This is a genomic window from Modestobacter marinus (assembly GCF_011758655.1).
Classification (GTDB): Bacteria; Actinomycetota; Actinomycetes; order Mycobacteriales; family Geodermatophilaceae; genus Modestobacter; species Modestobacter marinus.
The window spans coordinates 30,257-55,614 of sequence record NZ_JAAMPA010000002.1 but is presented as its reverse complement, the minus strand read 5'-3'; the positions used below and the strand labels follow the sequence as shown (position 1 = coordinate 55,614).

The window sequence follows — 25,358 nt, the reverse complement described above, 5'->3', positions numbered from 1 at the left end:
CGGGACGGTCGTCGAGCTGACCGGCTCGACCACGGTCCCGCGGACGCGATGCCGTGGGATCGGTCGTCTAGTCCGCGAGCAGCTGGTCGCGGACCTCGCGGCGGAGCACCTTGCCGATCTGCGAGCGGGGCAGGTCGTCGACCGCCACGATGCGCCGCGGCACCTTGTAGGCGGCCAGCGACCCGCGGGTGGACTCCCGGACGGCGTCCAGGTCCAGCTCCCGGTCCAGCACCACCGCGGCGACGACCTCCTCGCCGTTCCGGCCGGGCAGGCCGACGACGGCGGCGTCGGTGATGCCGTCGACCGCCTTCAGCACGTCCTCGACCTCGGAGGGGTAGACGTTGAAGCCGCCGGTGATGATCAGCTCCTTGATCCGGTCGACGATCCGGACGAAGCCGTCGTCGTCGACCTCGACCACGTCACCGGTGCGCAGCCAGCCACCGGGCAGCAGCACCGCGGCGGTCTCCTCCGGCCGGTTCCAGTAGCCGGAGAACACCTGCGGGCCCGAGACGAGCAGCTCCCCGCGCTCCCCCGGCGCCCGGTCCACGGTCGGGTCCTCCGGGTCGACCACCCGCATCCGGGTCGACGGGAACGGCAGCCCGACGGTGCCCGGCCGGCGGGTCGGCCCCACCGGGTTGCCGATCACGATCGGCGAGGCCTCGGTCATCCCGTAGCCCTCCACGACCAGCCCGCCGGTCACCCGCTCCCACAGCTGCGCGGTCTCCAGCGGCAGCGGCATGGCCCCGGAGATCGCCACCCGGGTGCCCGACAGGTCCACACCGCGCTCCTGCGCCGCGGTCGCAAGCCGCTGGTACATCGGCGGGACGCCGGGGAAGAACGTCGGCGGCCTCCGCTTGGCCGCCGCCAGCACCTGGTCGACGTCGAAGCGGGGGAACAGCACCAGCACCGCCCCCAGCCGCACCGCCGCGGCCAGGCACAGCAGCACGCCGTAGGCGTGGAACAGCGGGAGGACGCCGTAGAAGACCTCCTGCCCCGCCCGCAACTGGGGCACCCAGGCGAGGGACTGGGTGACGTTGGCGACCAGGTTCCGGTGGGTGAGGACGGCGGCCTTGGGGCTGCCGGTGGTGCCGCCGGTGTACTGCAGCAGCGCCACGTCCTCGTGCGCCGGGCCCGGGTGGTCCACCGCCAGCGGGGTCGCCGCGGCCACCACGGCGTCCCAGGGCGTCGCCCCGGGGGCCGGCCTGGTCATCGCCGCCCGGGTGGCCCGGGCCTTCGGCACCGGCAGCCGCAGCGCCAGCCGCTTGACCAGCGGCAGCGCCCGGCTGAGGTCGACCGCGAGCACCTCGCGCAGCTCCGGGGCGTCCAGGCGCTGGACCACGGGGGCGACGACGTCCCAGACGACGGCGACTCCGGCGCCGTGGTCGCGGAACTGCTGACCGAGCTCCTCGGGTGTGTAGAGCGGGTTGTGCTCGACGACCACCGCTCCCAGCCGGAGGACGGCCTGGAAGGCGACCACGTGCTGCGGGCAGTTCGGCAGCACCAGGGCGACCCGGTCACCCGGCCGCACCCCGCGGTCGTGCAGCACCGTCGCCGCCCGCGCGACGGCGTCCTGGAGCTTGGTGTAGTCGGTGGTCGCGCCGAAGAACTCCAGCGCCGGCCGGTCGGGGAACCGCTGCACCGCCGCGGCCAGCAGGTCGGGGACGGTCTCCCGCGGGACCTCGATCTCGGCCGGGACGCCCTCGGCGTAGCTCCGGGTCCAGGCCGGTGCGGACTCCCCCGGCGTTCCACCGTCTGCCTCGGTGACCATCTGCTCCCTCATCGGACCGGTGCGCACCCGGGGTCGACGGGGAGCCCGTCCGTCCCGCTGACCGCCCGGGTGCCCGGCGGTCAGCGGGAGGGTGTCACAGCGGCTGGACGGAGTCGGCCTGCATGCCGCGCTGGCCGGGGCTGGCGGAGTACTCGACCCGCTGCCCCTCGTCCAGGCTGCGGTAGCCGCCGTCGTCGGCGATGGCGGAGAAGTGCACGAACACGTCGTCCCCGCCCTCGTCGGGCTCGATGAACCCGAAGCCCTTCTCGGCGTTGAACCAGCGCACGGTGCCCTGGGCACCGCCACCGCCGGCGCGGGGTGCGCGGGGGGCACGCGCGGGCCGGTCGTCCCGGCGGGGCCGGTCGTCCCGCCGGTCGTCGTACCGGGCCGGCGGCCGGCTGCCGCCGAGCGGGCGGACCGAGTCGGCCTGCATGCCGCGCTGGCCGGGGCTGGCCGTGTAGGCGACCCGCTGTCCCTCGTCCAGGCTGCGGTAGCCGCCGTCGTCCTCGATGGCGGAGAAGTGCACGAACACGTCGTCGCCGCCCTCGTCGGGCTCGATGAAGCCGAAGCCCTTGTCGGCGTTGAAGAACCGCACGGTGCCCTCGGAGACCCGCCCGCCGCGCGGGGCGCGGTCGTCCCGGCGGCCGCGCTCCTCGCGCTGGGGGGCGCGGGCGCCGCCGAGCGGCTGGACGGAGTCGGCCTGCATGCCGCGCTGGCCGGGGCTGGCGGTGTACTCGACCCGCTGCCCCTCGTCGAGGCTGCGGAAGCCGCCGTCGTCGGCGATCGCGGAGAAGTGCACGAACACGTCGTCCCCGCCCTCGTCGGGCTCGATGAACCCGAAGCCCTTCTCGGCGTTGAACCAGCGCACGGTGCCCTCGGACCCGCCACTGCCGCTGCGAGCTGCCCGCGGGGCACGCACCTGCCGGGGGTCGTCCCGGTGCCCGCGCTCCTCACGGGCGGGCCGGCCACCCCCGCCGCCCAGCGGCTGGATCGAGTCGGCCTGCATGCCGCGGTCGCCGGAGCTGGCGGTGTACTCGACCCGCTGCCCCTCGTCCAGGCTGCGGAAGCCCCCGTCGTCGGCGATGGCCGAGAAGTGCGCGAACACGTCCTGCCCGCCGTCGTCGGGCTCGATGAACCCGAAGCCCTTCTCGGCGTTGAACCACTTGACCGTGCCCTGCGGCATCCTTCAGCTCCTGCACATCTTGACGTCCTCGGCCCCATGCCGGGGCCGGTCGGCACCCATCCTCCCAGCTTTCGGGCGGACGACGCCCAGCGGCAGGTCAGCCGGGCCGGGAGGCCAGGTCCCGCCGGTCGCCGAGGAAGGGGAACCGGTCGCGGGTGGCGGCGACCTCGGCGGCGTCGACGTCGGCCAGCACGATCGTCTCCACCCCCGACGCGGTGGCCAGCAGCTCGCCCATCGGGCTCACGATCCGGCTGTCCCCGGCGTGCTCGGTGCCGTCGCCGGCCGTGCCGACCCGGTTGCCGCCGACCACGTAGGCCTGGTTCTCGATCGCCCGCGCCTGCAGCAACGCCGACCAGTGGTGCCGGCGCGGGCTGGGCCAGTTCGCCGGGACCAGGTAGACGTCGGTGTCCGGTGCGGCCGCCCAGAAGACGTTCGCGAAGCGCAGGTCGTAGCAGATGAACGGGGTGACCCGCAGTCCGCCGACCTCGACGGTGACCGGGCCGGTGCCGGACCGGAACCGGTTCCGCTCGTCGGCGAAGGGGTGCAGCTTGCGGTAGCGGTGGGCGGTGCCGTCGGGGCCGGCGAGCACGAACGTGTTGTAGGGCAGCTCGCCCTCGACGTCGGTCTCCGGGCAGGTGCCGGCCACCCAGACGCCGTGCTCGGCCGCCTGGGCGGCGAGGAACTGCGACGACGGACCGCCCTCCGGCTCCCCGATCCCGGGCGTCATGGAGAACCCCGTGGAGAAGGTCTCGGTGAGCAGCACGAGTTCCGCGCCGGCGCCGGCCGCGCGGGCCACCTGGGGGGCCAGCCGCGCGAAGTTCGCGTCCCGGTCCTCCCAGACGATGTCGTGCTGCACTGCCGCGATCCTCATGTGAGCTCCCTCAACCGCTGGGCCGCCTCGGCCAGCACCTCGTCACGCTTGCAGAAGGCGAAGCGCACCAGGTGCCGCCCCAGCTCCGCGTGCTGCGGGGCATAGAAGACCACGGTCGGGACGGCGACCACCCCGGCGCGCCCGGGCAGCGTCCGGCAGAAGGCGATGCCGTCGCCGTCGGGCTGCCGCGGGCGGACGTCGACGGTGGCGAAGTAGGTGGCCTCCGGGCTCACCACCGGCAGCCCGGCCTCGGCCAGCCCGGCGACCAGCAGGTCGCGGCGGCGCTGCAGGTCCGCGGCGACGCGGGTGAAGTACGAGTCGGGCAGCCGCAGCCCGGCGGCGATCGCGGGCTGGAACGGCCCGCCGTTGACGAAGGTGAGGTACTGCTTCGCGGTGCGGGCCGCCGCCACCAGCGACGCCGGGCCGCAGATCCAGCCGGTCTTCCAGCCGGTCGTGCTGAACGTCTTGCCGCCGCTGCTGACCACCAGGGTGCGCTCGCGCATGCCGGGCAGCGTGGCGATCGAGACGTGCTCGGCACCGTCGAACACCAGGTGCTCGTAGACCTCGTCGGTGAGCACCAGCAGGTCCGCGGCGCCGGCCACCTCGGCCAGCACCGCCAACTCGGCGCGGGTGAAGACCTTGCCGGTCGGGTTGTGCGGGGTGTTGAGCAGCAGCAGCCGCGCCCGCGGGGTGACCGCCGCGCGCAGCTCGGCCTCGTCGAAGGTCCACCGGCCCGTGGCGACCTCGCCGGCGACCGCGGGCGGCGGGCGCAGCGGGACCGGGCGCAGCACCCCGCCGGCCATCGCGACCGCCGCGGCGTAGCTGTCGTACATCGGCTCGAAGAGCACCACCTCGTCGCCGGGCTCCAGCAGCCCGAGCAGCGCGGCGGTGAGCGCCTCGGTGGCCCCGGCGGTGACCAGCACCTCGTCGGCCGGGTCGTACGCCAGCCCGTGGAACCGCTGCTGGTGCTCGGCGATCGCGGCCCGCAGGTCGGGCTGCCCGGGGCCCGGCGGGTACTGGTCGTGCGCGGTGCCGATCGCCGCCCGGGCCACGTCGAGCACCTCAGCCGGGCCGGGCTCGTCGGGGAAGCCCTGGCCCAGGTTGATCGCGCCGGTGGCGACGGCGAGCGCGCTCATCTCGGCGAAGACCGTCGTCCCGAAGCCCTGCAACCGGGAGGCGAGGTGCGGCGCGGAGGTCACCGGCTCATCCTGCCGTGGTCCCACCCCGCCGCAGCACCTCGGCCAGCGGGGTGGCCGGGCGGCCGAGCAGGTCCGGGACGTCGCTGCTGACCGGCGCCATCTCCCCGGCGGCGATCGCCGTGTACGTGGAGACCCAGGCGGCCACGAGCCAGTCGGGTGCGTCGAACTGCACCCGGGAGGCGTACGCCTCCTCGACCGTCTCCGCCTGGTACCGCACGGGCCGGCCGGTCACGGCGGTGATCGTCTCGGCGACCTCGGGAAGGGTCAGCGCCGCCGGCCCGGTGAGGTCGTAGGCAGCCCCGGCGTGGGGCGCCGGGTCGCGCAGCACGGTCGCGGCGACGGCGGCGATGTCGTCCAGCGCCACCACCGACGCCCGGCCGTCGCCGGCCGGGCCGCGGATCACGCCGTCCTCGCCGACCAGCCCCGGCATGTCGTCGGCGTAGAGCCCGTCGCGGAGGAACGTGGCCGGCAGGCCCAGGGTCCGGGCGTGCTCCTCGGTGGCCCAGTGGTCGCGGGCCAGGAGGAACGTCGCGTCCGGCGCGGCGCCGAGGAAGGAGACGTAGACCAGGTGCCCGACCCCGGCGTCCGCGGCCGCGTCGAGGAAGCTGCGGTGCTGCTCGACCCGGTCGGCGGACTCGCTGCCGGAGACCATCAGCACCGTGCCGACGCCGGTCAGCGCCTCGCGGACGGCGCGCCGGTCGGCGTAGGGCGCGACCGCCACGGTCGTACCGGGCAGCTGCGGGGCGCGCGCCGGGTCCCGGACCAGCAGCCGCTGGCGCACCCCGGCGTCTGCGAGCAGCCGGGCGACCCGGCCGCCGAGCCGCCCGGTCGACCCGGTGACGGCGATGGGCGGGCTCTCGATGTCGGTCACCGGCCGATCCTCGCCGATGGCCGCCGGTGCCGCGCGGTCCGCACCCGCCGTCCACCAGCTGGGCTGCCGTGGGACGCCGCCGGGACAGGCGCAGGGGCGACCAACGGCGCGCCATGCAGTGTGCGCATGTTTGCAGTCTCTGCATGTTCTCTGCGATGCTCTCGCCGTGACCACCGGGCTGCGCGAGCGCAAGAAGCAGGCCACCCGGGTGGCGCTGCACGAGGCGGCGCTGCGGCTGGTCGCCGAGCGCGGGCTGGACCGGGTGTCGGTCGACGAGATCGCCGCCGCGGCCGACGTCTCCCCCCGCACGTTCTTCAACTACTTCCCGTCCAAGGACGAGGCGGTCATCGGGCTGGACCCGGAGCACTCGCTCCGGCTGGCCGAGGCCCTGTCGACCAGGCCGGCCGACGAGACCCCGATCCAGGCGCTGCGGGCCGTGCAGGCCGCCACGGCCGAGCGGATGGCCGCCGAGACGGAGCTGTGGCCGCTGCGGCTCCAGGTCGTCGAGGCCCACCCGGTGCTGGCCGCCCGGCTCACCGCGACCTTCGCCCAGAGCGAGCGCGAGCTGGCCGAGTGGCTCGCCGCCCGTACCGGCACCCGGGCCGACCTCGACGTCCAGCCCACCCTGCTCGCCGCCGTCCAGGGCTCGGTGATGCGCACGGCGCTGCACCGCTGGAGCGCCGGCGGCTACACCGCATCCCTGCCCGCCCTCGTCGACGAGGGCTGGGACCAGGTCGAGGCGGGCTTCCCCGCTCCGCACCGCTGACCCCTCCGCTCCCCCCGCCCGACCCCGCACGACTCCGAGGAGACCCATGTCCAGCGCGCCCGCTGCCGCGCCGCCCATCGTCCTGACCCGCCGGCGGATCAACACCATCTTCGGCGCGCTGCTCGCCGGCATGCTGATGGCCGCCCTGGACCAGACCATCGTGTCCACCGCGATGCCGACGATCGTCGGTGAGCTCGGCGGTGTCTCGCACATGGCCTGGATGACCACCGCCTACCTGCTGGCGACCACCCTGGTCATGCCCGTCTACGGCAAGTTCGGCGACCTGTTCGGCCGCCGCACGCTGTTCCTGGTGGCCATCGGGCTGTTCACCGTCGCGAGCCTGGGGGCCGCGCTGGCGCCGGACTTCGGCTGGCTGGTGTTCTGGCGCGGCGTGCAGGGCCTCGGCGGCGGCGGGCTGATGATCCTGTCCCAGGCGATCATCGCCGACATCGTCCCGGCCCGGGAGCGGGCGAAGTACATGGGCCCGATCGGCGCGCTGTTCGGGCTGTCCGCCGTGGCCGGGCCGCTGGTCGGCGGGTTCTTCACCGACAGCGCGGCCCTCGGCTGGCGCTGGTGCTTCTGGGTCAACGTGCCGATCGGGCTGGCCGCCTTCGCCGTCGGCTGGGCCGCACTCTCCCTGCCGCGCAAGCGGAACACCACGCCGCTGGACCTCGCCGGCATCCTCACCCTGTCGGCTGCCACCACGTCGCTGGTGCTGGCCAGCGACATCGGCGGCAGCGAGGGCTGGGGCTCCTGGCAGGTGCTGGCGCTGCTGGCCGTGCTCGCCGCCTCGGTCGCCGCCTTCGTGGTGGTGGAGCGGCGGGCGGTGGAGCCGATCGTCCCGCTGTCCCTGTTCCGCAACCCGACCTTCGTGGTGGCCACCGCGCTGGGCATGGCGGTCGGCCTGGGCATGTTCTCCGCGATCGCCTTCATGCCCACCTACCTGCAGATGAGCTCGGGCCTCTCGGCGGCGAACTCGGGCCTGCTGATGCTGCCGATGACCGCCGGGATCATCCTGACCATCCAGAGCTCGGCCGCGGTCATCATGCGCACCGGCCGCTACAAGGTGTTCACCGTCGCCGGGGTCGCGCTGATCCTGGCGGCGATGGTCTGGATGACCACGCTGGCCGGGGACACCGCACTGTGGACCGTCGGCGCGATGTTCTTCCTGCTCGGCGCCGGCCTCGGATTGATCATGCAGAACGTCGTGCTGGCCGCGCAGAACGCCGTCCCGGCCGCGCAGATCGGCACCGCGACCTCGACGAACAACTACTTCCGCGAGGTCGGCGCCGTCCTGGGCGTCGCCGTCTTCGGCACGCTGTTCACCTCCCGGCTGGGCGACCGGCTCGGCGAGGCGCTGGCCGGGAACCCCGAGCAGGCGGTGCAGGCCGGGATCACCTCGCCGGACACCCTGGTGCCGACGGCGGTCGAGGCCGCCGGTGAGCCGCTGCGCACCGCGATCGTGGACGCCTACGCCGACGCCCTGGCGCCGGTGTTCTGGTACCTGGTGCCGATCCTGGTCCTCGCGCTGCTGCTGGCCCTGGCGCTGCGGGAGGTGCCGCTGTCCGACGTCGCCGGCATGGTCGCCCGCGGCGAGGCGGTGTCCTCGGAGGACGAGCTCGCCGCGCTGCGGGCGGAGCCGGGCGTCGAGCAGCCGGTGCTGGTCGAGCCGGTCGGCGACGACCGGGACGAGGACGCGCCCGTCCGGACCTGACGGCGGTGGGGCCCCGGCCCGGGGCCCCACCGGTCAGGGCGTCAGCAGCGCCTTGACCGCGCGCCGCTCGTCCATCGCGCGGTAGCCCTCGGCCGCCTGGTCCAGCGGCAGCTGCAGGTCGAACACCCGGCCCGGGTCGATCGCCCCGGACCAGACCCGGTCGATGAGGTCGGGCAGGAAGCGGCGCACCGGCGCCGGGCCGCCGTGCAGCCGCACCATCGTGGAGAACAGCTGCCGGCCGGTGATCTCCACGCCGTGCGGGACGCCGACGAAGCCGACCCCACCGCCGGGGCGGGTGGAGCGGATCGCCTGGTCCATCGACTCGCCGGTGCCCACGCACTCCAGGACGGCGTCGGCGCCCACCCCGTTCGTGAGGTCCCGGATGCGCGCGACGCCCTCGTCCCCGCGCTCGGTCACGATGTCGGTGGCGCCGAAGCCGGTGGCCAGCCGCTGCCGGGGCTCGTGGCGGCTCATCGCGATGATCCGCTCGGCCCCCAGCTGCTGGGCGGAGAGCACCCCGAGCAGGCCGACGGCGCCGTCCCCCACGACCGCGACGGTCATCCCCGGCTGCACGCCGGCGGCCACCGCGGCGAACCAGCCGGTGGCCATGACGTCGGAGAGGGTGAGCAGGCTGGGCAGCAGCTCCGGCGCCGGGACCTCCGGGGTGGCGACCAGGGTGCCGTCGGCGTGCGGCACCCGCAGCAGCTCGGCCTGGGCGCCGCCGATGCCGACCCGGTGCACGCAGGCGCTCTGGTAGCCGGCCCGGCAGTTCGCACAGGTGCCGTCGGAGGCGATGAACGGGACGATGACGAACTGGCCCGGCCGGACCGCGGTGACGTCGGCACCGACCTCCTCCACGATCCCGCAGTACTCGTGGCCGATCGGCGTCGGCTCGGTGACCTCGTTGATGCCCCGGTAGGACCAGAGGTCCGAGCCGCAGACGCAGGTGGCGGAGGCCCGGACGACGGCGTCGGTGGGCTCGAGGACCCGGGGGTCGTCGAGCTGCTCGACGCGGACGTCGCCGGGGGCGTGCAGGACGGCTCCGCGCATGCTGGTGGTGTTCCTCTCGGACGGGGGTGGGGACCCGTCCTCCTTGCCCGTCCCCGACGAGACGAACCGCCCCTCAGGACACGGGTGCGGCGGTGAGCCGGTCGGTCAGCAGGTCGGCGACGGCGCGCATCCCGGCGGCGTTCGGGTGGTAGGGCGCCACCCCGCCGCCGAGCAGGTCACCGAAGACCCAGCCGGTGACCCACGGGTCCGCCGAGCCGACGGCGTGGTCCCGGGAGACGGCCGAGGCCGCCACCAGCTCGGCGCCGCTGTCCCGCGCAGCGGCGGCGGTGGCCGCCTCCAGCCGCCGGCCGACGTCGGCGCAGAGCAGGCGGTGCTCCTCGCTCATCGGGAAGGCGGGGGTGGCCCGGTCCGGCACCACGGTCAGGTAGTCGACCAGCACCACCCGGGCCCGCGGTGCCCGGCGGCGGACCTCGCCGACCAGCCCCGCCAGCCGGCCCGGCAGCACGGCCAGCGCGGCGTGCACCGCGGCCGGGTCGATCGGGGTGCCGAAGAACGCCCGGGCCGGCAGCGGGGTGCCCTCCGGGTCGGCCCGGGACGAGCAGCGCAGCAGGGTGAGCAGGTACTCGACGTCGTTGCCGCCGACGGTCACGGTCACCAGGTCGGCGTCCGGGCCGACCGCGTCGACCTGCGGCGGCACGGTGCCGCCGGCCAGCAGCGCCTGCGGCCGGGTGAGGACGTCGTCGATCGTCGCCCCGCCCGAGGTGACGTCGACCAGGTCGTACCCGAGGCGCTCGGCGACCAGGTGCGGGTAGTTGCCACCCGAGCGGGCGCACCCGGGGTCCAGGATCGGCTCGATGCCCGGGCCGGCGGCGAACGAGCTGCCGAGCGCGACGTAGCGGGTCACCGGGCGGCCCGCGCGGCCGCCATGAGCCGTTCCAGCTCGTCGGTGGGGATCGCCGCGCCGAAGTCGGCCGCGAACCGGCGCATCGGCATGGACCCGATCATCTGCAGCATCCCGGCGTGCATCTCCGCAGCGCCCTCCGGCATGGTCGCCAGGAACCCCTCGAGCAGCTGCGGCCCGGCCACCGGGTGCTCGAACCACTCGGCGACCGAGGACTGCAGGGTGAGCTCCGGGACGATCTCGTCGCCGGCCAGCGTCAGGCTCGCCTCGGCCACCACGTCGGCGGCGCTGCGGCCGACCTGGACGGTGTGCTCCCCCGGCGCCACCACCCAGCCGGACTCGCGCACGTCCCAGTAGGCGAACGCCCGGCGGTCCAGCGCGAACGTCACCGTCCGGGACTCCCCCGGCGCCAACGACACCTTGCCGAAGGCGCGCAGCTCGCGGGCGGGCCGCCGGACCGGTCCGGCGCTGGTCGCCACGTACACCTGGACGACGTGCCGGCCGGTGCGTCCGCCGGTGTTGGTCACCGTGACGGCGACCTCCGCGCTGTCCGCGCCGGTGGCCGTGACCTGCAGGTCGCTCGTCTCGAACGTCGTGTAGCTCAGCCCGTGACCGAACGGGTAGCGCACCGGGGTGCCGGTCGTCACGTGGTGCCGGTAGCCGACCATCACGCCCTCCCCGTAGCGGACGTGCCCCTGCTCCCCCGGGAAGTTCAGCCAGCTGGGGGTGTCCTGCAGGCGCAGGGGGATGGTCTCGGCCAGCCGTCCCGACGGGTCGGCAGCACCGGTGAGCAGGTCGGCCAGCGCGCTGCCGCCGGCCTGGCCGAGCAGGAACCCGGCGAGCACCGCGTCGACGTCGTCGTGCCAGCCCTCCAGGGAGACCACGCTCCCGGAGGAGAGGACCACGACCGTCCGCGGGGCGACCGCGGCCACGGCGCGGATCAGCTGCACCTGGGCCGCCGGGAGGTCCAGGTGGGTGCGGTCGAAGCCCTCGGACTCGTCGCTCTCGGCCAGCCCGGCGAACACCACGGTGACATCGGCGTCCCGGGCCAGCTCGACCGCCTCGTCCCGCAGCGCGGCGACGTCCCCGGAGCCGTCGAGGGTGAACCCGGCCGCGAAGGCGACGCCGGGGTGGGCGGCGGTGAGCGCGGTGAGCGCGTCGTCGACCCGGGTGGCGTTGACGTGCGAGCTGCCGCCGCCCTGGAAACGCGGGGTCCGGGCGAACTCGCCGACGACCGCGACCCGCTGCCCGGCGGCCAGGGGCAGCGCGCCGCCGTCGTTCTTCAGCAGCACCGCACAGCCGGCCGCCAGCTCGCGGGCCAGCGCGTGGTGGGCGTCGGCGTCGAAGGCAGCGACGTCGGCGGCATGGGCCGGCTCGGTGACGTACCCGGCCAGCGCCGCCACCCGGGCAACGCTGCGGTCGACGACGGCCTCGTCCAGCCGCCCGGTGCGGACGGCGTCCACGACGAGGGCGTTGCCGGCACCGTGGTCACCGGGCATCTGCAGGTCCAGCCCCGCCTCCAGGGCGGCGACCCGGTCGTCGACCGCGCCCCAGTCGGAGACGACGGCGCCGGCGAAGCCCCACTCCTCGCGCAGCACCTCGGTGAGCAGCCAGCGGTTCTGGGAGGCGTAGACGCCGTTCACCTTGTTGTAGGCGCACATCACCGTCGCCGGCTGCGCCTCGGTGACCACCCGCTCGAACGCCGGCAGGTAGATCTCGCGCAGCGTGCGCTCGTCGACGTCGGCGCTGACCTGCATGCGCTGGGTCTCCTGGTTGTTGGCCGCGAAGTGCTTCACCGAGGCCCCGACGCCCGCGTCCTGCTGGCCGCGGACGTGCGCGGCGCCCAGCACCCCGGCCAGCAGCGGGTCCTCGGAGTAGTACTCGAAGTTGCGCCCGCACAGTGGTGACCGCTTGATGTTCACCCCGGGCCCGAGGACGACGGGGACGCCGATCGCGCGCGCCTCGACCCCGATCGCCGCACCGATCCGCTCGGCCACCTCCGGGTCCCAGCTGGAGCCGACCGCGACCGCCGGCGGGAAGCAGGTGGCCGGCACGCTCTCCAGCAGCCCGATCTGGTCCAGGTCGCCCACCTGGCGGCGGACGCCGTGCGGGCCGTCGGTGAGCACCACCGACGGGAGGCCGGCGGCCTCGACGGGCGGGGTGGACCAGAAGTCCTGGCCGGAGAGGAGCGCCGCCTTCTGCTCGAGCGGCAGCGCGGTCGGGTCGAGCGGGGTGGTGGGGGTCACCCGTCGATCCTGCCGAGCCCCCGACCACGGCGTCGGCCGCCTTGCCATCCAGCGGGAGGACGGCTCGGCGCAGCACTGTCCGGTGCAGGGCCGTCCAGCCCGGGGCTGTTCAGTGCAGGGCGGCGTCGGCCGGGCCGGTGGCCCAGCGACGGAAGCGGACGACGAGGCCGGCCCGGGTGGGCGCGCAGCAGTAGGGGCCGGCGTGCACCTCGGCGTCCGGCGGGAACCAGGCCACCCGGACCAGCCGGAACGGCTCGTCGTCCACCCGGGCCCGGACGGTGACGGCGTCCCCTGCCCGGCTGGCCCGCACGGTCACCCGGCGGCCGGCCCAGTCCGGCACCGGCGCCACCGACCAGTCGGAGCGGCCGAGGGTGACCACCGCGCCCAGCTGCGGGGCGCCGTCGGAGAACTCGACGCCGCTCTTCAGCCAGGTCTCCGCGTCGGCCCGCAGCATCAGCCCCGCCTGGTCGAACTGCTGGTCGAGGTCGGCGTCGAAGGTCACCTCGACCGCACCGTCGAGCGGCGCGAGCAGGGCGTGCGCGTCGTCGTGCACGAACCCGTAGCTGGTGTGCCGCCACGCGTCGCTGCCCTCGACCGCGGTGACCAGCAGGTCGTCGCCGTCCTCGGTGGCCGCGACCGGCGGCGTCGTCCATTCGCCGGCGCCCCAGGGCTGCACCACGTCCGTCATGCCAGCACCGTAGCCAGCTCCCACATCGAGACGCGCCCCGCTGCGGTGTCCCCCGAGGCGGACACCGCAGCGGGACGGGTCTCGACCGGTCAGTGCGCCTGGACCGTCACCGCGACGGGTGCGCAGCCCTCCGCCGTCGCGGTCAGTGTGATCGTCCCGGGGCCGGTCGGGCGGACGACGGCGAGCGCCCGGCCGTCGAAGGTGGTGTGCACGTCGTCGAGGTAGGACTCGGTGGTGGACGGCGCGGCGCTGCCGAACCCGGCCAGCACGGCCGGCCCCTCGACGACGACGGTCACCACCCGGTCGACGCCGGTGAACACCGTGCCGTCGGCGTCGGTCAGGGACAGGTCGACGTACGCCAGGTCGGTCCCGTCGGCCCGGACGACGTCCCGGTCGGCGGCGGCCGCCAGGCGCACGTCCCCGGTCGCCGTGCGGAGGGAGAACCGGCCCGTCTCCTGGCCGCCGGTGCGGGCGACCGCGGTGAGCTCACCCGGGGCGAAGGGCACCGCGAACTCGGCGCGGAACCGGTGGGCCTCCCCCGCCGGTGCGGTGCCCAGCGAGCGCCCGTCCAGCAGCAGCTCGACCTCCTCGGCGTCGCTGTAGACCTCCACCTCCAGCGGCGTGCCCTCGGCGCCGGCCCAGCTCCAGCTGCCCACCGTGTCGGCCCACCCCCAGGGGGTCGAGCCCCAGGTCCGGCCGGAGTGCTCCGGCCGCTGCACCGCCAGGTAGGGGTCGCGGCGCAGCCCGAAGACGATCTCCCGGTACCAGGAGGCCGGGCGGCGGTGCCCGGTGACGTCGATGTCGCCGCACCAGGCCAGCAGCCACGGGAACGCGCCGCTGAAGCCGGCCGCGGCCGGGTCCGCGGTGTCCCAGGCCCGGCCGATGCCGACCTCGCCGAGGTAGTCCCACCCGGTCCAGGTGAAGTCACCGATGACGTGCGGGTGGTCCTGCACCAGCCGCCAGAGCCGGTCGATCTTCTGCGCGAAGGTCTCCGAACCGACGATCACCCGCCGCGGGAACAGCTCCCGGTCCAGCTCGTAGCGGGCCTCCATGTAGTTCATCCCGGCCACGTCGAGGACGTCGTAGGCCTCCGCGGTGCGCTCGCCGACCATCGACGACACCGACAGGTGCTCCATGAACTCGCCCATGTCGGTGAGCGCGGTGTTGATCCCGGCCTCGACGCCCTCGGGGCCCCGGGCCTCGCCCAGCACGGTGAGCATCGCGTTGATGCCGGCGGTGACGAACCGGGTGCCGTCCAGTGCGCGGACCGCCTCGGCCAGCCGCCGGGACCACAGCCCGCCGTGCGGCTTGGCGAGCTCCGGGATCTCGTTGCCGATCGAGTACATGACCACGCTGGGGTGGTTGCGGTCCTTGGCGACCATCGCCGCGACCTCGCGTTCCCACCACTGCGGGAAGTCGAGGGCGGCGTCGAAGTCGGTCTTGTTCTCCGTCCACATGTCGGTGAGCTCGTCCATCACCAGCACGCCCAGCCGGTCGCAGGCGTCGAGCATCGCCCGGGGCATCGGTCCGTGCGAGCTGCGCAGCGCGTTGAACCCGGCGGCCTGGAGCAGCTCCACCCGCCGCTCGTCGGCCCGGTCGATCGCGGCCGCGCCGAGCACGCCGTTGTCGGCGTGCACGCACGCGCCGCGCAGCAGCACCGTCTCGCCGTTGACCCGCAGGCCCCGCTCCAGGTCCAGCGACAGGGTGCGGATCCCGAAGCGGACGTCCTCGGCGTCGGTCTCGGCCGCACCGTCGCGCAGGACGACGGCGGCGGTGTACAGCGCGGGCGAGTCGGGGCTCCACAGCGCGGCGTCCCGGACGAGGAACCGCTGCCGGACCACCGCCGGCTCCCCGGGCAGCACGGTGACCGGCGAGGTCCCCGTCCCGACGACCGTGCCGGCGGCGTCGCGCAGCTCGATGACCAGCTCCCGGTGGGCCAGGCCCCGGCCGGCGTGCGCCACCGTGGCCGCCACGCCGACGACGGCGACGCCACCGTCGACCTGCTCGGTGGTGACCGTGACGCCGTCCTGGGCGAGGTGCACCAGCGGGCCGACGAGCAGGTGCACCGGGCGGTGGATGCCGGCGCCTGCGTACCAGCGGGAGTCGGCGTGGCTGCGGCAGACCACCCGCACCTCGTTGTCCTGCCCGTACCGGAGGTGGTCGTCCAGCGGGACGGTGAACTGGGTGTACCCGGTCGCCCACTGCCCGGCCAGGCTGCCGTTCACGAACACCTGCGCGGAGCGGTAGACGCCCTCGAACTCCAGCGCCACCACCCGGTCGCGCCACTCCCCCGGTGCGGCGACCGTGGTGAGGTACTCGTAGACGCCACCGGGGAAGTACGCGGTGCCCGGGCCGTGCGCGGCGTCCCGCGGCTGACCGAGCGTCGCGTCGTGCGGCAGGGTCACGTCCTGCCAGGACTGGCCTGCGCCGTTGATCTCGGCGAAGTGGTTGGCGTGCGGCCGGAACTGCCAGCCGGTGGTGAACGGGGTGCGGCGCATGGCTGCCCCTCTCGAGTCGTCGGAGGAAGGTCAGCACGCGACGGATGGCGTCCTGGCTGGAGCGCCCCATGCCGCCCGGACCCAGCCGAAGGGCGATCCGCCGTCTGCTGGATCGCCGCTGGAGCCCGGACGCGCTCGATCCTCGGTGACCGTCGTCACTGGAGGCCACCCGGCTGCCATTGGGCGGCAGCTCGCCGGTGGTGCCGGTGGATGGCAGTGGACCTGTCCGACGGCGAGGAGTCGAGGCAGTCTGCCCGGATGGGCACGCGACTGGCAGGTAAGACGGCATTGGTCACCGGGGCCGCGGCCGGCATCGGGCGGGCAGTGGCCGACCGGTTTGCCGCCGAGGGGGCGCGGGTGGCCTACGCCGACCGGGACGCCGACGGTGCCGTGGCAGCCGCCGGGGCGTCGGGCGGGCGGGCGGTGCCGATGGACGTCGCCGACGAGGACAGCGTCGCGGGTGGGTTCGCCGCGCTGGCAGCGGACGGCTGGGTCCCCGACGTGGTGGTCGTCAACGCCGGCGTGCAGCTGTTCGGCCAGGACGCCGAGATCGCCGACCTGGACCTCGACGTCTGGCGCCGCACCCACGAGGTGAACCTGACCGGCGCGTTCCTGACGGTGAAGCACGCCGTTCGGGGGATGCTCACCGTCGGCGGCGGGTCGATCGTGCTCACCGGGAGTCCGACCGCCGTCCGCGGTGAGGGCGCGGAGTTCACCGCCTACGCCTCGTCCAAGGCCGGGATGCACGGGCTCGGCCGCACGGTCGCCGCCGCCTACGCCCGCCGGGGCATTCGGGTGAACACCGTCGTGCCGCCCTACACCGAGACGGGTCTGGTCAGCACCCTCACCGCCGACCCCGTCGCGCGGGCCGCGATCGTCGGCCGGATCCCGATGGGCCGGGCCGGCACGACGGACGACCTCGAGGGCGTCATGGTGTTCCTCGCCAGCGACGAGTCAGTGTTCGCCACCGGCGCGACCTTCGCGGTCGACGGCGGGATGACCACGCTTTGAGCCGCACCGGCCCGCCGAGGCACGTCCCGGTGCGGTGTCACCCGTGGAAGACACCGCACCGGGACGTTGCTCGGTGCCCGATCAGCTCCCCTGCCGGCGTTCGTGCCGCCGGAGCCGGGCCAGCAGGTCGGCGACGAGCAGGCGGGTGTCCACGTCGGTGCAGACCCGGCGGACCGCACCACCCGGCGCCACGAGGGACTCCGTCCACGAGCAGGCAGCGTCGTCGAGCGCGGTGACCAGGACCGGCGGGCTGTCGCCGAGCGGCCAGGTCTCCGGCTGCGGGAGGAAGTCGGGGACCGGCAGCTCGACGTAGCGCTGCCACAGCCAGGCGCCCACCCGGCCCGAGCCGCCCAGGTCCTGCTCCAGCTCGGCGACGGAGTACGTGCAGCGGCGGTAGGTCTCCAGCGGGAACTGCGAGATGGCCAGGTCCCGGCAGGCCAGCACCTCGCGCGCGGCCTGCGCGTCGGTCTCCCGGTTGTACTCGAAGGCCCCGCCGTCGAGCGCCCCGCCGACCCAGACCAGGGTGAGCCGCTGGGCGATCTCCGGCGCCTGCCGCAGCGCCTGGGCCACGTTCGTCAGCGGGCCGGCGCAGACCAGGAACAGCGGCAGCGGGTCCTCCCGCCGGGCCTCCGCCACGATGACGTCGGCGGCCCCGGAACGGGTGTCGCCGCCGTCGATCGGCACGTCGCACCCGCTGGCCACGACCGGCCGGTGCGGCCCGTCCACCAGGTCGACCAGCTGCTGGGCGAGGGCCGTCCCGGCGGCCGCCCCGCCCGCGGGCGGGCCGAACACCGGGCTCAGGTGCGAGCTGGTCACCGCGACCACCCGGTTGGCGGCGCTGAGCAGGTGGTGGGCGAGGGCGACGAGCCCGTCGGGGTCACCGGCCCAGTCGTTGTCGACGACGACGCGGCACCGCTCGGTGATGCGCAGGGACCCGGTCACGGCAGCTCCCCCGGCTCGTCACTGCCGGCGTAGTGGAAGGAGCGGACGACGACCGAGCCGCTGGAGCACCAGACGCCGAGCATCCGGCCGGTCATGCCGCCGGCGACCTCGGTGGAGAGGTAGCGGCCGTCGATCCGGCCGAGCTCGGTGAAGCCGCCGTCGGCGTCCACGACCCCGGCGACCAGCTGGTCCGGGCTGAGCGCGGTGGAGGAGAAGTGGCCCTCCGACGGGACGGCCCGCACCTCGAGCACGACGTCCCCGGCCGGGACGGCGGCCTCGCCCAGCAGCGACCGCAGCGGGCCGACCTGCGCGACCGCTCGCACCACGTCCCCGGCGGCCTGGAGCTCGAGGCGGTGCCGGGGGTCCATCCGCACCGACAGGCCCCCGACCCCGTCGCCGTGCGCCGCCACGACCGCGCGGGCCCGGCAGTACAGGTGCTCCTGCCGGCGGCCGGCGAAGCCAGCGTCGTCCGAGGCCGGGTCGGCGTCCACGGCGGTGAGCCGCCAGCCGCCCTCGCCCCGGGTGAGGACGTCGCCGGGGAAACGGCGCGGCGAGACCCAGGAGGCCGGCAGCTCGCCGCCGGCCAGCTCCTCGACCTCGACCGGCCCGGCGGGCGGGGTCAGCCACTCCCCCAGCTGCGGCCAGCCGTCGACCCACTCCACCTCGGCGGCGAAGGTCTCCCGGCCCAGCACGTGGAACTGCGGGCTCGCGCCGCGCGGGCGGACGCCGTGGAAGACGATCGCCCAGCTGCCGTCGGTCCGCTGCACCAGGTCCGCGTGCCCGGTGTTCTGCACCGGGTGCTCGACCCCGCGGTGGGTGAGCAGCGGGTTGTCCGGGCAGGCCTCCCACGGCCCCTGCGGCGACGGCCCGCGTGCGATGGTCACCGCGTGGCCGCGCTCGGTGCCGCCCTCGGCGATCAGCAGGTACCAGTGCGCGCCGACCCGGTACAGGTGCGGGCCCTCCGGGAACCGGCCGCCGGTGCCCTGCCACACGTGCTGCCGCTCGGTGAGCGCGGCACCGGTCACCGGGTCGACCGCCTGCTGGACCAGCCCGGCCGGGCCGCCGGCGCCGAAGCCGGCGTAGGTGACCAGCAGCGCGCCGTCGTCGTCCCAGGCGAGGTCGGGGTCGATGCCGCGGACCTCGGGCAGCCGGACCGGCTCGGACCACTCCCCCAGCGGGTCCTCGGCGGTGACGAGGGTCTGCCAGCCGCCGTCGGCGAGGTTGGTGGTGATCATCCAGAACCGGCCGTCGTGGTGGCGCAGCGTCGGTGCCGTGATGCCGCCGGAGCCGGGTGCGGCGGAGACGTCCAGCTGCGACGGGCGGGCCAGCACGTGGCCGACCTGCTCCCAGGAGAGCAGGTCGGTCGAGCGGAACAGCGGCACGCCGGGGGCGTACTCGAAGCTGGAGACGACCATCCAGTAGGTGTCGCCCACCTGGCAGATGCTCGGGTCCGGGTGGAACCCGGGGACGACGGGGGTCGGGGTCACTGGTGGGCTTCCGCGTCGAAGAACAGCGCGGGCTTCTCCACCGGCGGCGGCACGACGACGTCCCGGGTGAAGGAGTGCCGTCCGGAGCCGACCTCGACCGGCTCGCTGCCGTCGGGCAGCGCGATCTCCGCCGTCGTGTTCGGCGGGACCACCACCTGCAGTGCGAAGGCCGCGCCGTCCACGGTCCAGGAGACCGACGCCGTCCCGTACGGCGTCTCGTGCGTCGCGGCGGCCGAGGTGATCCCCGGGCCCGGCCGTGGGGCGACCCGGATCCGGCGGTACCCGGGTGCGGCGGGGGCGAGGCCGGCGACCGTGCGGTGCAGCCAGTCGGCGACGGCGCCGAGGGCGTAGTGGTTGAACGACGTCATGTCGCCGGGGTTGATGGTCCCGTCGGGGAGCATGGAGTCCCAGCGCTCCCAGATCGTCGTCGCCCCCATCGTCACCGGGTACAGCCACGACGGGTTCTCCCGCTGCAGCAGCAGCTCGTAGGCGGTGGCCAGCTCACCGGCGTTCGTCAGCGCATCGGTGACCAGCGGCGTGCCGAGGAAGCCGCTGGCGATGTGGAAGCCGTCCTTCAGCACCTGCTCGGCCAGCAACCGGCCGGTGTGCTCGCGCTGCTCCGGCAGCAGCAGGTCGAACTCCAGCGCCAGGGCGTAGGCCGTCTGCGACGGGTAGGCCACCCGCCCGGTGGGGGTCACGTACTCGGCCCGGAACCGGGCGGCGGCCCGTTCGGCCAGGTCGGCGAAGCGGGCGCCGTCGCGGCCGAGCACCTCCGCCGCCTGCGCCAGGGTGCGCGCCGAGCGGGCCAGGTAGGCGGTGGCCACGCACTGCCAGGCCGTGCGCGCCGCCGCCGGGTTGTCCGGCGGCGCTGCGGTGTCCAGCCAGTCGCCGAAGGAGAACCCGCCCTCCGGGAAGTCCAGCCCGTCCCCGGCCCGGGCGGCGAAGACCTCGACCCAGCGGGTCATCGACTCCCACTGGTCGGCGAGCAGTCCGGCGTCCCCGGTGCGCTGGTACAGCACCCACGGGACGACGACGGCGGCGTCGCCCCAGCCGACGTCGGCCTGCAGCGGGATGGGCAGCATCGGGATGTAGGGCACGTACATCGGCACGATGCCGTCGTGGTCGGTCAGCTGCTCGGCGGCCAGGTCGGCCAGCCAGGACCGCAGCATGCCGGTGGTGTCGTACAGGAACGATGCGGTCGGGGCGAAGACCTGGAGGTCACCGGTCCAGCCCAGCCGCTCGTCGCGCTGCGGGCAGTCGGTCGGGACGTCGAGGAAGTTGCCGCGCATCCCCCACACCACGTTCTCGTGCAGCCGGGTGACGTCGGCGTCGGAGCAGCTGAACGTGCCGGTGCGGCGCAGGTCGGTGTGCAGGACCACCGCCTCCAGCGAGTCGGCGGTCAGCTCCCCGGGCCAGCCGCTGACCTCGGCGTACCGGAAGCCGTGGAAGGTGAACCGCGGCTCCCAGGTACGGGGCCCCGCGCCGTCCAGGACGATGACCTCGGTCGCGTCGGCGGCGCGCAGCGGGCGGGTGCCCAGCTCGCCGTGCTCGAGCACCTCGGCGTGCCGGACGGTGACCTCGGTGCCCGCCGGTGCGTCCGGCAGCGAGAGCCGCAGGCGGCCGACCAGGTTCTGCCCGAAGTCGACCAGCGTCCTCCCCGACGGGGAGGTGCTGATCTCGCGCACCGGCAGGATCTCGGTGCGGCGCACCGGCGGCCCGGTCGGGGCGACGAGGGTGGTCACCTCCAGGGTCCCGGGCTCCACCGGTGTCCAGCCGCTGTCGTCGAAGGCCGGCTGCGACCACCCGGGCAGCTCCCGCCGGGCGTCGAACGTCTCGCCGTTGTAGAGCCCCGCCCGGGTCAGCGGGCTCGGCGCCGACCGCCACGTGTCGTCGGTGCTGACCACCGTGCGGCTGCCGTCCGGGTGCTCGACCTCCAGCTGGGCGAAGGCGCCGGTGCGGTCGCCGTACCAGTCGCGCTTGCCGGTGAAGCCGAGGAAGCCGGTGTACCAGCCGTCGGCGAGGTGGACGCCGAACGCGTTGGCGCCCTCGTGCACCAGGCCTGTCACGTCGTGGGTCTGGTAGCGCAGCCGGTGGGTGTAGCTGGTCCAGCCCGGCGCCAGCACCTCGTCGCCGACGACCGCACCGTTCAGCTCGGCCTCGTAGACGCCCTGCGCGGTGGCGTACAACCGGGCCCGGACCACCGGCCGGTCGAGCACGAACTCACGGCGGAGCAGCGCCGCCGGCTCGTCGCCGGCGTCCGCGGGGAGCACGGGCCGGACGAGGGTCGCCGTCCAGTCGGCCGGGTCGAGCAGCCCGGCCTCGACGACGACGTCCTCGCTCCAGGCCGACGGCTCACCCACCCCCTCGCCCCACACCCGGACCCGGACCGCGCGCCGCTCACGACTGGCCAGCGGGGGTGCGCCCCAGGGCACGAGGACCGACCCGTCGGAGTCGACCCGGCCCGAGGACCACGCCGGGCCGTCCGCGGGCTCGATCTCCAGCTCGTAGGCGGTCTGCCGCCAGCCGTCGACGTCGGTGCGCGCGACCCAGGACAGCCGCGGCGCCGGCTCCCCGATGCCGAGCGGCTCCCGGTGGTGCTCGACGGTGACGGGCAGGACGGTCAGGTCGCTCATGGCCGGTGCTCCAGGAGGGAGTCGGCCAGGTACGAGACGGAGAGGTCGATCAGGCCGTCGACGTCGCCGTGCCCCAGGAAGATGTGCTCGGCGCCCTCGACCGGCACCAACCGGGAGTCCACGCCCACACCGGTCAGGGCCGCGTGCAGCTGCTCGCTCTGCGTGTAGGGCACCAGCCAGTCCCCGGTGCCGTGCACCAGCAGGAACGGCGGGGCCTGCTCGGTGACGTGGGTGATCGGGCTGGCGTCGTCCCGGAGCTGCCCGTCCAGCCCCTCGATGAGCTGGTCCTCCGGCGGCACCTGCATCTCCACCGGCAGCAGCGCAGCGACCTCCGGCGGCGGCGCCTGGCGCGGCATGGTGTCCAGGTCGGCCACGCCGTACCAGTCGACGACCACGTCGACCGCGCTGGAGGGTCCGGTGACCCCGTGATGCCCCTCCAGGTCGGTGCGGTGCGCGGTGAGCCCGAGCAGCGCGGCCAGGTGCCCACCGGCCGACTCGCCCATCGCCCCGATCCGGGTGGTGTCGACCCCGAGGACGTCGGCGTGCGCGCGCAGGTAGCGGACGGCGGCCTTCGCGTCGTGCAGCTGGGCGGGGAACGCGGCCTCGTGGGCGTGCCGGTAGTCGATGGTCGCGACCGCGAGGCCGGCCTCGAGGAAGGCGTCGAACAGCGCCCCCGGCCGGAGCGTCTCGGGCAGGTACCGCCGGTCGCCCATCATCCAGCCGCCGCCGTGCACGTAGACCACCAGCGGTGCCGGCGCCGGGGTGTCGGGCACCCAGACGTCGAGCTGCAGCGGCCGGTAGCCGAAGGCGACGGCGTAGGTCAGGCCGGAGAAGTGCCGGGCGCCGTCAGCGCGCCGGATCGGCTCGTGCGGCGGCAGGAAGTGTGCCGGGCCTGCCCACTCGGGGGTGTCGGTGGTGGTCATCGGGCGCTCTCCGTCGTCGTGAACGTGTGCCGACCGGGGCCGGCGGGATGGGTGGTGCCGTCGGGCAGGACGACGGTCGCCTCGGTGCCCGCGGGGACCAGCACCCGGAGCGAGAACGCGCCGTCGGCGATCCGCCAGGCCGACTCGATCCGGCCGTACGGCGACTCGTGCGCGGCCTCGGCCGAGGTCAGCCCACCACCGGGCCGGGGGCGGACCCGGAACCGCCGGTACGCCGGCTCCAGCGGCTCGATCCCGGCGGTGTACCGGTGCAGGAAGGAGACGACCGCGCCCTTGCTGTAGTGGTTCAGCGACTCGTGCGGCACGCCGTCGGCGTCCACGCCGTCCCAGCGCTCCCACGTCGTCGTCGCGCCGCGGTCGATCATCGTCAGCCACGACGGCTCGGTGTCGGAGAGGAGCAGCTCGTAGGCGACGTCCAGGTGCCCGGCGTCGGCGAGCACCGGCAGCAGGTAGGGGGTGGCGAGGAACCCGGTGCCCAGGTGGGTGTCGGCCTTGCGGACGAGTTCGACCAGTCGCTCAGCGACCGCCGGCCGCACCTCGGCGGGCACCAGGTCGAAGGCGAGCGCCCGGACGTGGTCGGCCTGGGTGTCGCAGGTCAGCCGCCCCGCGTCGTCCAGGTACTCCGCCTGCCAGGCGGCCCGTGCGCCGGCGGCCAGCCGGGCGTAGCGGTCGGCGTCCGTCGTGCGGCCGAGGACGGCGGCGATCCGGCTCATCAGCGTGGCGCTGTGCGCGAGGTAGGCGGTGGCCACCTCGCCCTTGTCCGCGGCGACGAACGCGCCGAAGTCGTCGATCTCCTCACCGGGCACCAGCCACTCGCCCCAGTGGAAGCCGGTGTCCCAGAGGAACCGCTCGTGCGGTGCGGGCTCGGGCCGACGGGCGGCCCGCTGCGGGTGCCGGTGGTCACGGGCCATCCGCTCGGCCCGGTCCAGCCAGCCGACCATCGTCGGCCAGAGCTCGGCCAGCATCTGCTCGTCGCCGTAGGCCCGGTGGAGCTCCCAGGGCACGATGACCGCCGCGTCGCCCCAGCCCGCCGAGCCGTTCATCCCGGCGACCGGGCTGTCCCGCCCCTCGCTGCGCGACGACGGGCTGATGTTGGCGACCGTGCCGTCGGGCCACTGGTCGGCGGCCACGTCGCGCAGCCACTTGGCGGAGAACCCGGCCACGTCGTAGAGGAAGGCGGCGGTCGGCACGAACAGCTGCCAGTCGCCGGTCCAGCCGGCCCGCTCCCGGTGCGGGCAGTCGGTCGGGACGTCGCAGGCGTTGCCCCGGAAGCTCCACACCGCCGCCTCGTGCAGCCGGTCCAGCCGCTCGTCGCTGCAGCTGAACCATCCGGTGCGCCGCAGGTCGGTGTGCACCACGATGCCGCGCACGTCGTCGACGGTGAGGTCGCCGGGGTGGCCCTCGACCCGCACGTACCGGAAGCCGTGCGTCGTCCGCCGGGGTTCGAACACCTCTCCCGGCACGCCGGCCGACACCACCTGGTCGACCTGACCGGCCGGCAGCGGTGCGGGCAGGAACGGCACGGCGGGGCGGAGGTGGTCGGTGGTGAGGTCGCCGTCCGGGCCGAGCGCCTCGCCGTGGGTCAGCGTGAGGGTCGTGTTCGCCGGCCCCAGGTCGGTCAGCCGCACCCAGCCGTTGATGTTCTGCCCCAGGTCCACGAGATGGTCGCCGGTGGGCAGCCGGGTGACCGACAGCGGGGTGAGCTCCTGGACCCGGCGCACCGGCGGCGCCGGGGAGTCGACGAGGCCGGCGTACCCGTGGTGGACGACGCCCACCGGCGCCCAGCCGGCGTCGTCGAACCCCGGGACGTCCCACCCGCGCGGCAGCCGGCGCAGGTCGACCCGCTCGCCGGCGATCAGGTCGGCAGCCACCACGTGGCCCTCCGCGCTGCGCCAGCCCGGCCCGGTGCCGAGGACGGTCACGCTCCCGTCGTCGTGCACCAGGTGCAGCTGGGCGAGCAGCGCGAGCCGGTCGCCCCACTGGTCGGCGGCGCGGAGGATGCCGATCTGCCCGCGGAACCAGCCGTCGGCCAGCACCACGGCCAGTGCGTTGCGGCCGGGCCGGAGGAGGTGCGTGACGTCGGCCGTGTGCACCTGCAGACGCACGTCGTACTGGGTCGAGCCGGGCGTCAGCTCGGCGTCACCGGCGCGCGTGCCGTTGAGGAAGGCCTCGTACAGCCCCTGGGCGGTGGCGTGCAGCCGGGCGGCCACCACCGGCCGGTCGACGTCGAACTCGTACCGCAGCAGCGCGGCGGGCCGCTCCCCGGGCGGGCCGGCGGGCAGCTCCCCCGGTTCCACCCACGCCGCCTGCCAGTCCTCGGCCCACAGCAGCCCGGTCTCGAACCAGCCGGGCGCGGACGGCGCGCTCTCCCCCAGGTCGGTGCGGACCTGCACCTGCCACTGCACCCGCTGCCCGGAGGACAGCGGCGGGCCGGCGTAGGGCACGAGCAGGCTGCGGTCGCCCTCCACCCAGCCGGTGTCCCAGCCGGTGTCCGCGGTGAGCCGGGACGCCCGCTGTTCCCGGGCACCGGCCGGCAGCTGCCAGGACAGCCGGGGCGTGGTGGTGCAGAGGCCCAGCGGTTCGTCCAGGTGCTCCACCCGCAGGCCGTGCGGCGCAGACATGCCTCTC

18 protein-coding genes are annotated in these 25,358 nt (G+C 75.1%); 3 read left to right on the top strand and 15 right to left on the bottom strand.

What is annotated here, in order from left to right; genetic code table 11:
• Positions 1-67: 67 nt before the first annotated feature.
• The 5 genes from FB380_RS16255 to FB380_RS16230 form a co-directional block, all read right to left on the bottom strand.
• Positions 68-1,768: a long-chain-fatty-acid--CoA ligase gene (locus FB380_RS16255; protein ID WP_166756410.1), complete on the bottom strand. Its 1,701-nt coding sequence runs from the start codon at positions 1,766-1,768 to the stop codon at positions 68-70.
• Between the two features lie 94 nt (positions 1,769-1,862).
• Positions 1,863-2,951, bottom strand: a complete 1,089-nt coding sequence (locus tag FB380_RS26340; RefSeq protein WP_425563410.1) for a cold-shock protein — start codon at positions 2,949-2,951, stop codon at positions 1,863-1,865.
• Positions 2,952-3,048: 97 nt separating this feature from the next.
• Positions 3,049-3,822 carry a nitrilase-related carbon-nitrogen hydrolase gene (locus tag FB380_RS16240; RefSeq protein WP_166756408.1) on the bottom strand — a complete coding sequence of 258 codons (774 nt, stop codon included), beginning with the start codon at positions 3,820-3,822 and terminating at the stop codon, positions 3,049-3,051.
• Positions 3,819-5,021, bottom strand: a complete 1,203-nt coding sequence (locus tag FB380_RS16235; RefSeq protein ID WP_166756406.1) for a pyridoxal phosphate-dependent aminotransferase — start codon at positions 5,019-5,021, stop codon at positions 3,819-3,821. The genes FB380_RS16240 and FB380_RS16235 overlap by 4 nt, the downstream gene beginning before the upstream one ends.
• A gap of 4 nt (positions 5,022-5,025) precedes the next feature.
• Positions 5,026-5,892: an SDR family oxidoreductase gene (locus tag FB380_RS16230; protein WP_229681921.1), complete on the bottom strand. Its 867-nt coding sequence runs from the start codon at positions 5,890-5,892 to the stop codon at positions 5,026-5,028.
• Between the two features lie 166 nt (positions 5,893-6,058).
• On the opposite strand from FB380_RS16230, the gene FB380_RS16225 reads away from it, so the two are divergent.
• Positions 6,059-6,658, top strand: coding sequence for an acyl-CoA-like ligand-binding transcription factor (locus FB380_RS16225; protein WP_208383654.1), 600 nt, complete (start codon positions 6,059-6,061; stop codon positions 6,656-6,658).
• A gap of 46 nt (positions 6,659-6,704) precedes the next feature.
• Complete coding sequence (locus FB380_RS16220) at positions 6,705-8,372, top strand: MDR family MFS transporter (protein WP_166756405.1); 1,668 nt, start codon at positions 6,705-6,707, stop codon at positions 8,370-8,372.
• A gap of 33 nt (positions 8,373-8,405) precedes the next feature.
• On the opposite strand, the gene FB380_RS16215 is transcribed toward FB380_RS16220, so the two are convergent.
• The 5 genes from FB380_RS16215 to FB380_RS16195 form a co-directional block, all read right to left on the bottom strand.
• Complete coding sequence (locus FB380_RS16215) at positions 8,406-9,422, bottom strand: zinc-dependent alcohol dehydrogenase family protein (protein WP_166756404.1); 1,017 nt, start codon at positions 9,420-9,422, stop codon at positions 8,406-8,408.
• A gap of 73 nt (positions 9,423-9,495) precedes the next feature.
• Positions 9,496-10,287, bottom strand: coding sequence for an SGNH/GDSL hydrolase family protein (locus tag FB380_RS16210; RefSeq protein ID WP_166756403.1), 792 nt, complete (start codon positions 10,285-10,287; stop codon positions 9,496-9,498).
• On the bottom strand, positions 10,284-12,530 hold the full coding sequence (locus tag FB380_RS16205; protein ID WP_229681920.1) for a glycoside hydrolase family 3 C-terminal domain-containing protein: 2,247 nt from the start codon (positions 12,528-12,530) through the stop codon (positions 10,284-10,286). The genes FB380_RS16210 and FB380_RS16205 overlap by 4 nt, the downstream gene beginning before the upstream one ends.
• 109 nt (positions 12,531-12,639) lie before the next feature.
• On the bottom strand, positions 12,640-13,218 hold the full coding sequence (locus FB380_RS16200; RefSeq protein WP_166756401.1) for a DUF1349 domain-containing protein: 579 nt from the start codon (positions 13,216-13,218) through the stop codon (positions 12,640-12,642).
• A gap of 89 nt (positions 13,219-13,307) precedes the next feature.
• Entirely contained in the window at positions 13,308-15,716 is a 2,409-nt protein-coding gene (locus FB380_RS16195; RefSeq protein WP_166756400.1) for a glycoside hydrolase family 2 TIM barrel-domain containing protein, read from the bottom strand.
• 258 nt (positions 15,717-15,974) lie between these two features.
• On the opposite strand from FB380_RS16195, the gene FB380_RS16190 reads away from it, so the two are divergent.
• The gene (locus tag FB380_RS16190; protein ID WP_166756399.1) at positions 15,975-16,727 is read left to right on the top strand and encodes an SDR family NAD(P)-dependent oxidoreductase; all 753 of its coding nucleotides are present in this window, start codon (positions 15,975-15,977) and stop codon (positions 16,725-16,727) included.
• Between the two features lie 81 nt (positions 16,728-16,808).
• On the opposite strand, the gene FB380_RS16185 is transcribed toward FB380_RS16190, so the two are convergent.
• From FB380_RS16185 to FB380_RS16165, 5 genes are read right to left on the bottom strand one after another with little or no spacing between them, the layout of a single operon-like run.
• Positions 16,809-17,669 (bottom strand): nucleoside hydrolase, encoded by an 861-nt coding sequence (locus tag FB380_RS16185; RefSeq protein WP_166756398.1) that lies wholly within the window; start codon positions 17,667-17,669, stop codon positions 16,809-16,811.
• Positions 17,666-19,156 (bottom strand): glycoside hydrolase family 43 protein, encoded by a 1,491-nt coding sequence (locus FB380_RS26030; protein WP_166756397.1) that lies wholly within the window; start codon positions 19,154-19,156, stop codon positions 17,666-17,668. The genes FB380_RS16185 and FB380_RS26030 overlap by 4 nt, the downstream gene beginning before the upstream one ends.
• A complete protein-coding gene (locus FB380_RS16175) occupies positions 19,153-21,789 on the bottom strand; it encodes a glycoside hydrolase family 78 protein (RefSeq protein WP_166756396.1) in 2,637 nt (878 codons plus the stop codon). Before FB380_RS16175 ends, FB380_RS26030 begins: the two co-directional genes overlap by 4 nt.
• The gene (locus FB380_RS16170; protein ID WP_166756395.1) at positions 21,786-22,712 is read right to left on the bottom strand and encodes an alpha/beta hydrolase; all 927 of its coding nucleotides are present in this window, start codon (positions 22,710-22,712) and stop codon (positions 21,786-21,788) included. The genes FB380_RS16175 and FB380_RS16170 overlap by 4 nt, the downstream gene beginning before the upstream one ends.
• Positions 22,709-25,351, bottom strand: coding sequence for a family 78 glycoside hydrolase catalytic domain (locus FB380_RS16165; protein WP_166756394.1), 2,643 nt, complete (start codon positions 25,349-25,351; stop codon positions 22,709-22,711). The genes FB380_RS16170 and FB380_RS16165 overlap by 4 nt, the downstream gene beginning before the upstream one ends.
• Positions 25,352-25,358: the final 7 nt, after the last annotated feature.

Bases quoted from the DNA above. Each gene is read 5' to 3' on its own strand.
- FB380_RS16255 (WP_166756410.1), bottom strand. From the start codon at position 1,768: ATGGTCACCGAGGCAGACGGTGGAACGCCGGGGGAGTCCGCACCGGCC.
- FB380_RS26340 (WP_425563410.1), bottom strand. From the start codon at position 2,951: ATGCCGCAGGGCACGGTCAAGTGGTTCAACGCCGAGAAGGGCTTCGGG.
- FB380_RS16240 (WP_166756408.1), bottom strand. From the start codon at position 3,822: ATGAGGATCGCGGCAGTGCAGCACGACATCGTCTGGGAGGACCGGGAC.
- FB380_RS16220 (WP_166756405.1), top strand. From the start codon at position 6,705: ATGTCCAGCGCGCCCGCTGCCGCGCCGCCCATCGTCCTGACCCGCCGG.
- FB380_RS16215 (WP_166756404.1), bottom strand. From the start codon at position 9,422: ATGCGCGGAGCCGTCCTGCACGCCCCCGGCGACGTCCGCGTCGAGCAG.
- FB380_RS16200 (WP_166756401.1), bottom strand. From the start codon at position 13,218: ATGACGGACGTGGTGCAGCCCTGGGGCGCCGGCGAATGGACGACGCCG.
- FB380_RS16195 (WP_166756400.1), bottom strand. From the start codon at position 15,716: ATGCGCCGCACCCCGTTCACCACCGGCTGGCAGTTCCGGCCGCACGCC.
- FB380_RS16190 (WP_166756399.1), top strand. From the start codon at position 15,975: ATGGGCACGCGACTGGCAGGTAAGACGGCATTGGTCACCGGGGCCGCG.
- FB380_RS16175 (WP_166756396.1), bottom strand. From the start codon at position 21,789: ATGAGCGACCTGACCGTCCTGCCCGTCACCGTCGAGCACCACCGGGAG.
- FB380_RS16170 (WP_166756395.1), bottom strand. From the start codon at position 22,712: ATGACCACCACCGACACCCCCGAGTGGGCAGGCCCGGCACACTTCCTG.
- FB380_RS16165 (WP_166756394.1), bottom strand. From the start codon at position 25,351: ATGTCTGCGCCGCACGGCCTGCGGGTGGAGCACCTGGACGAACCGCTG.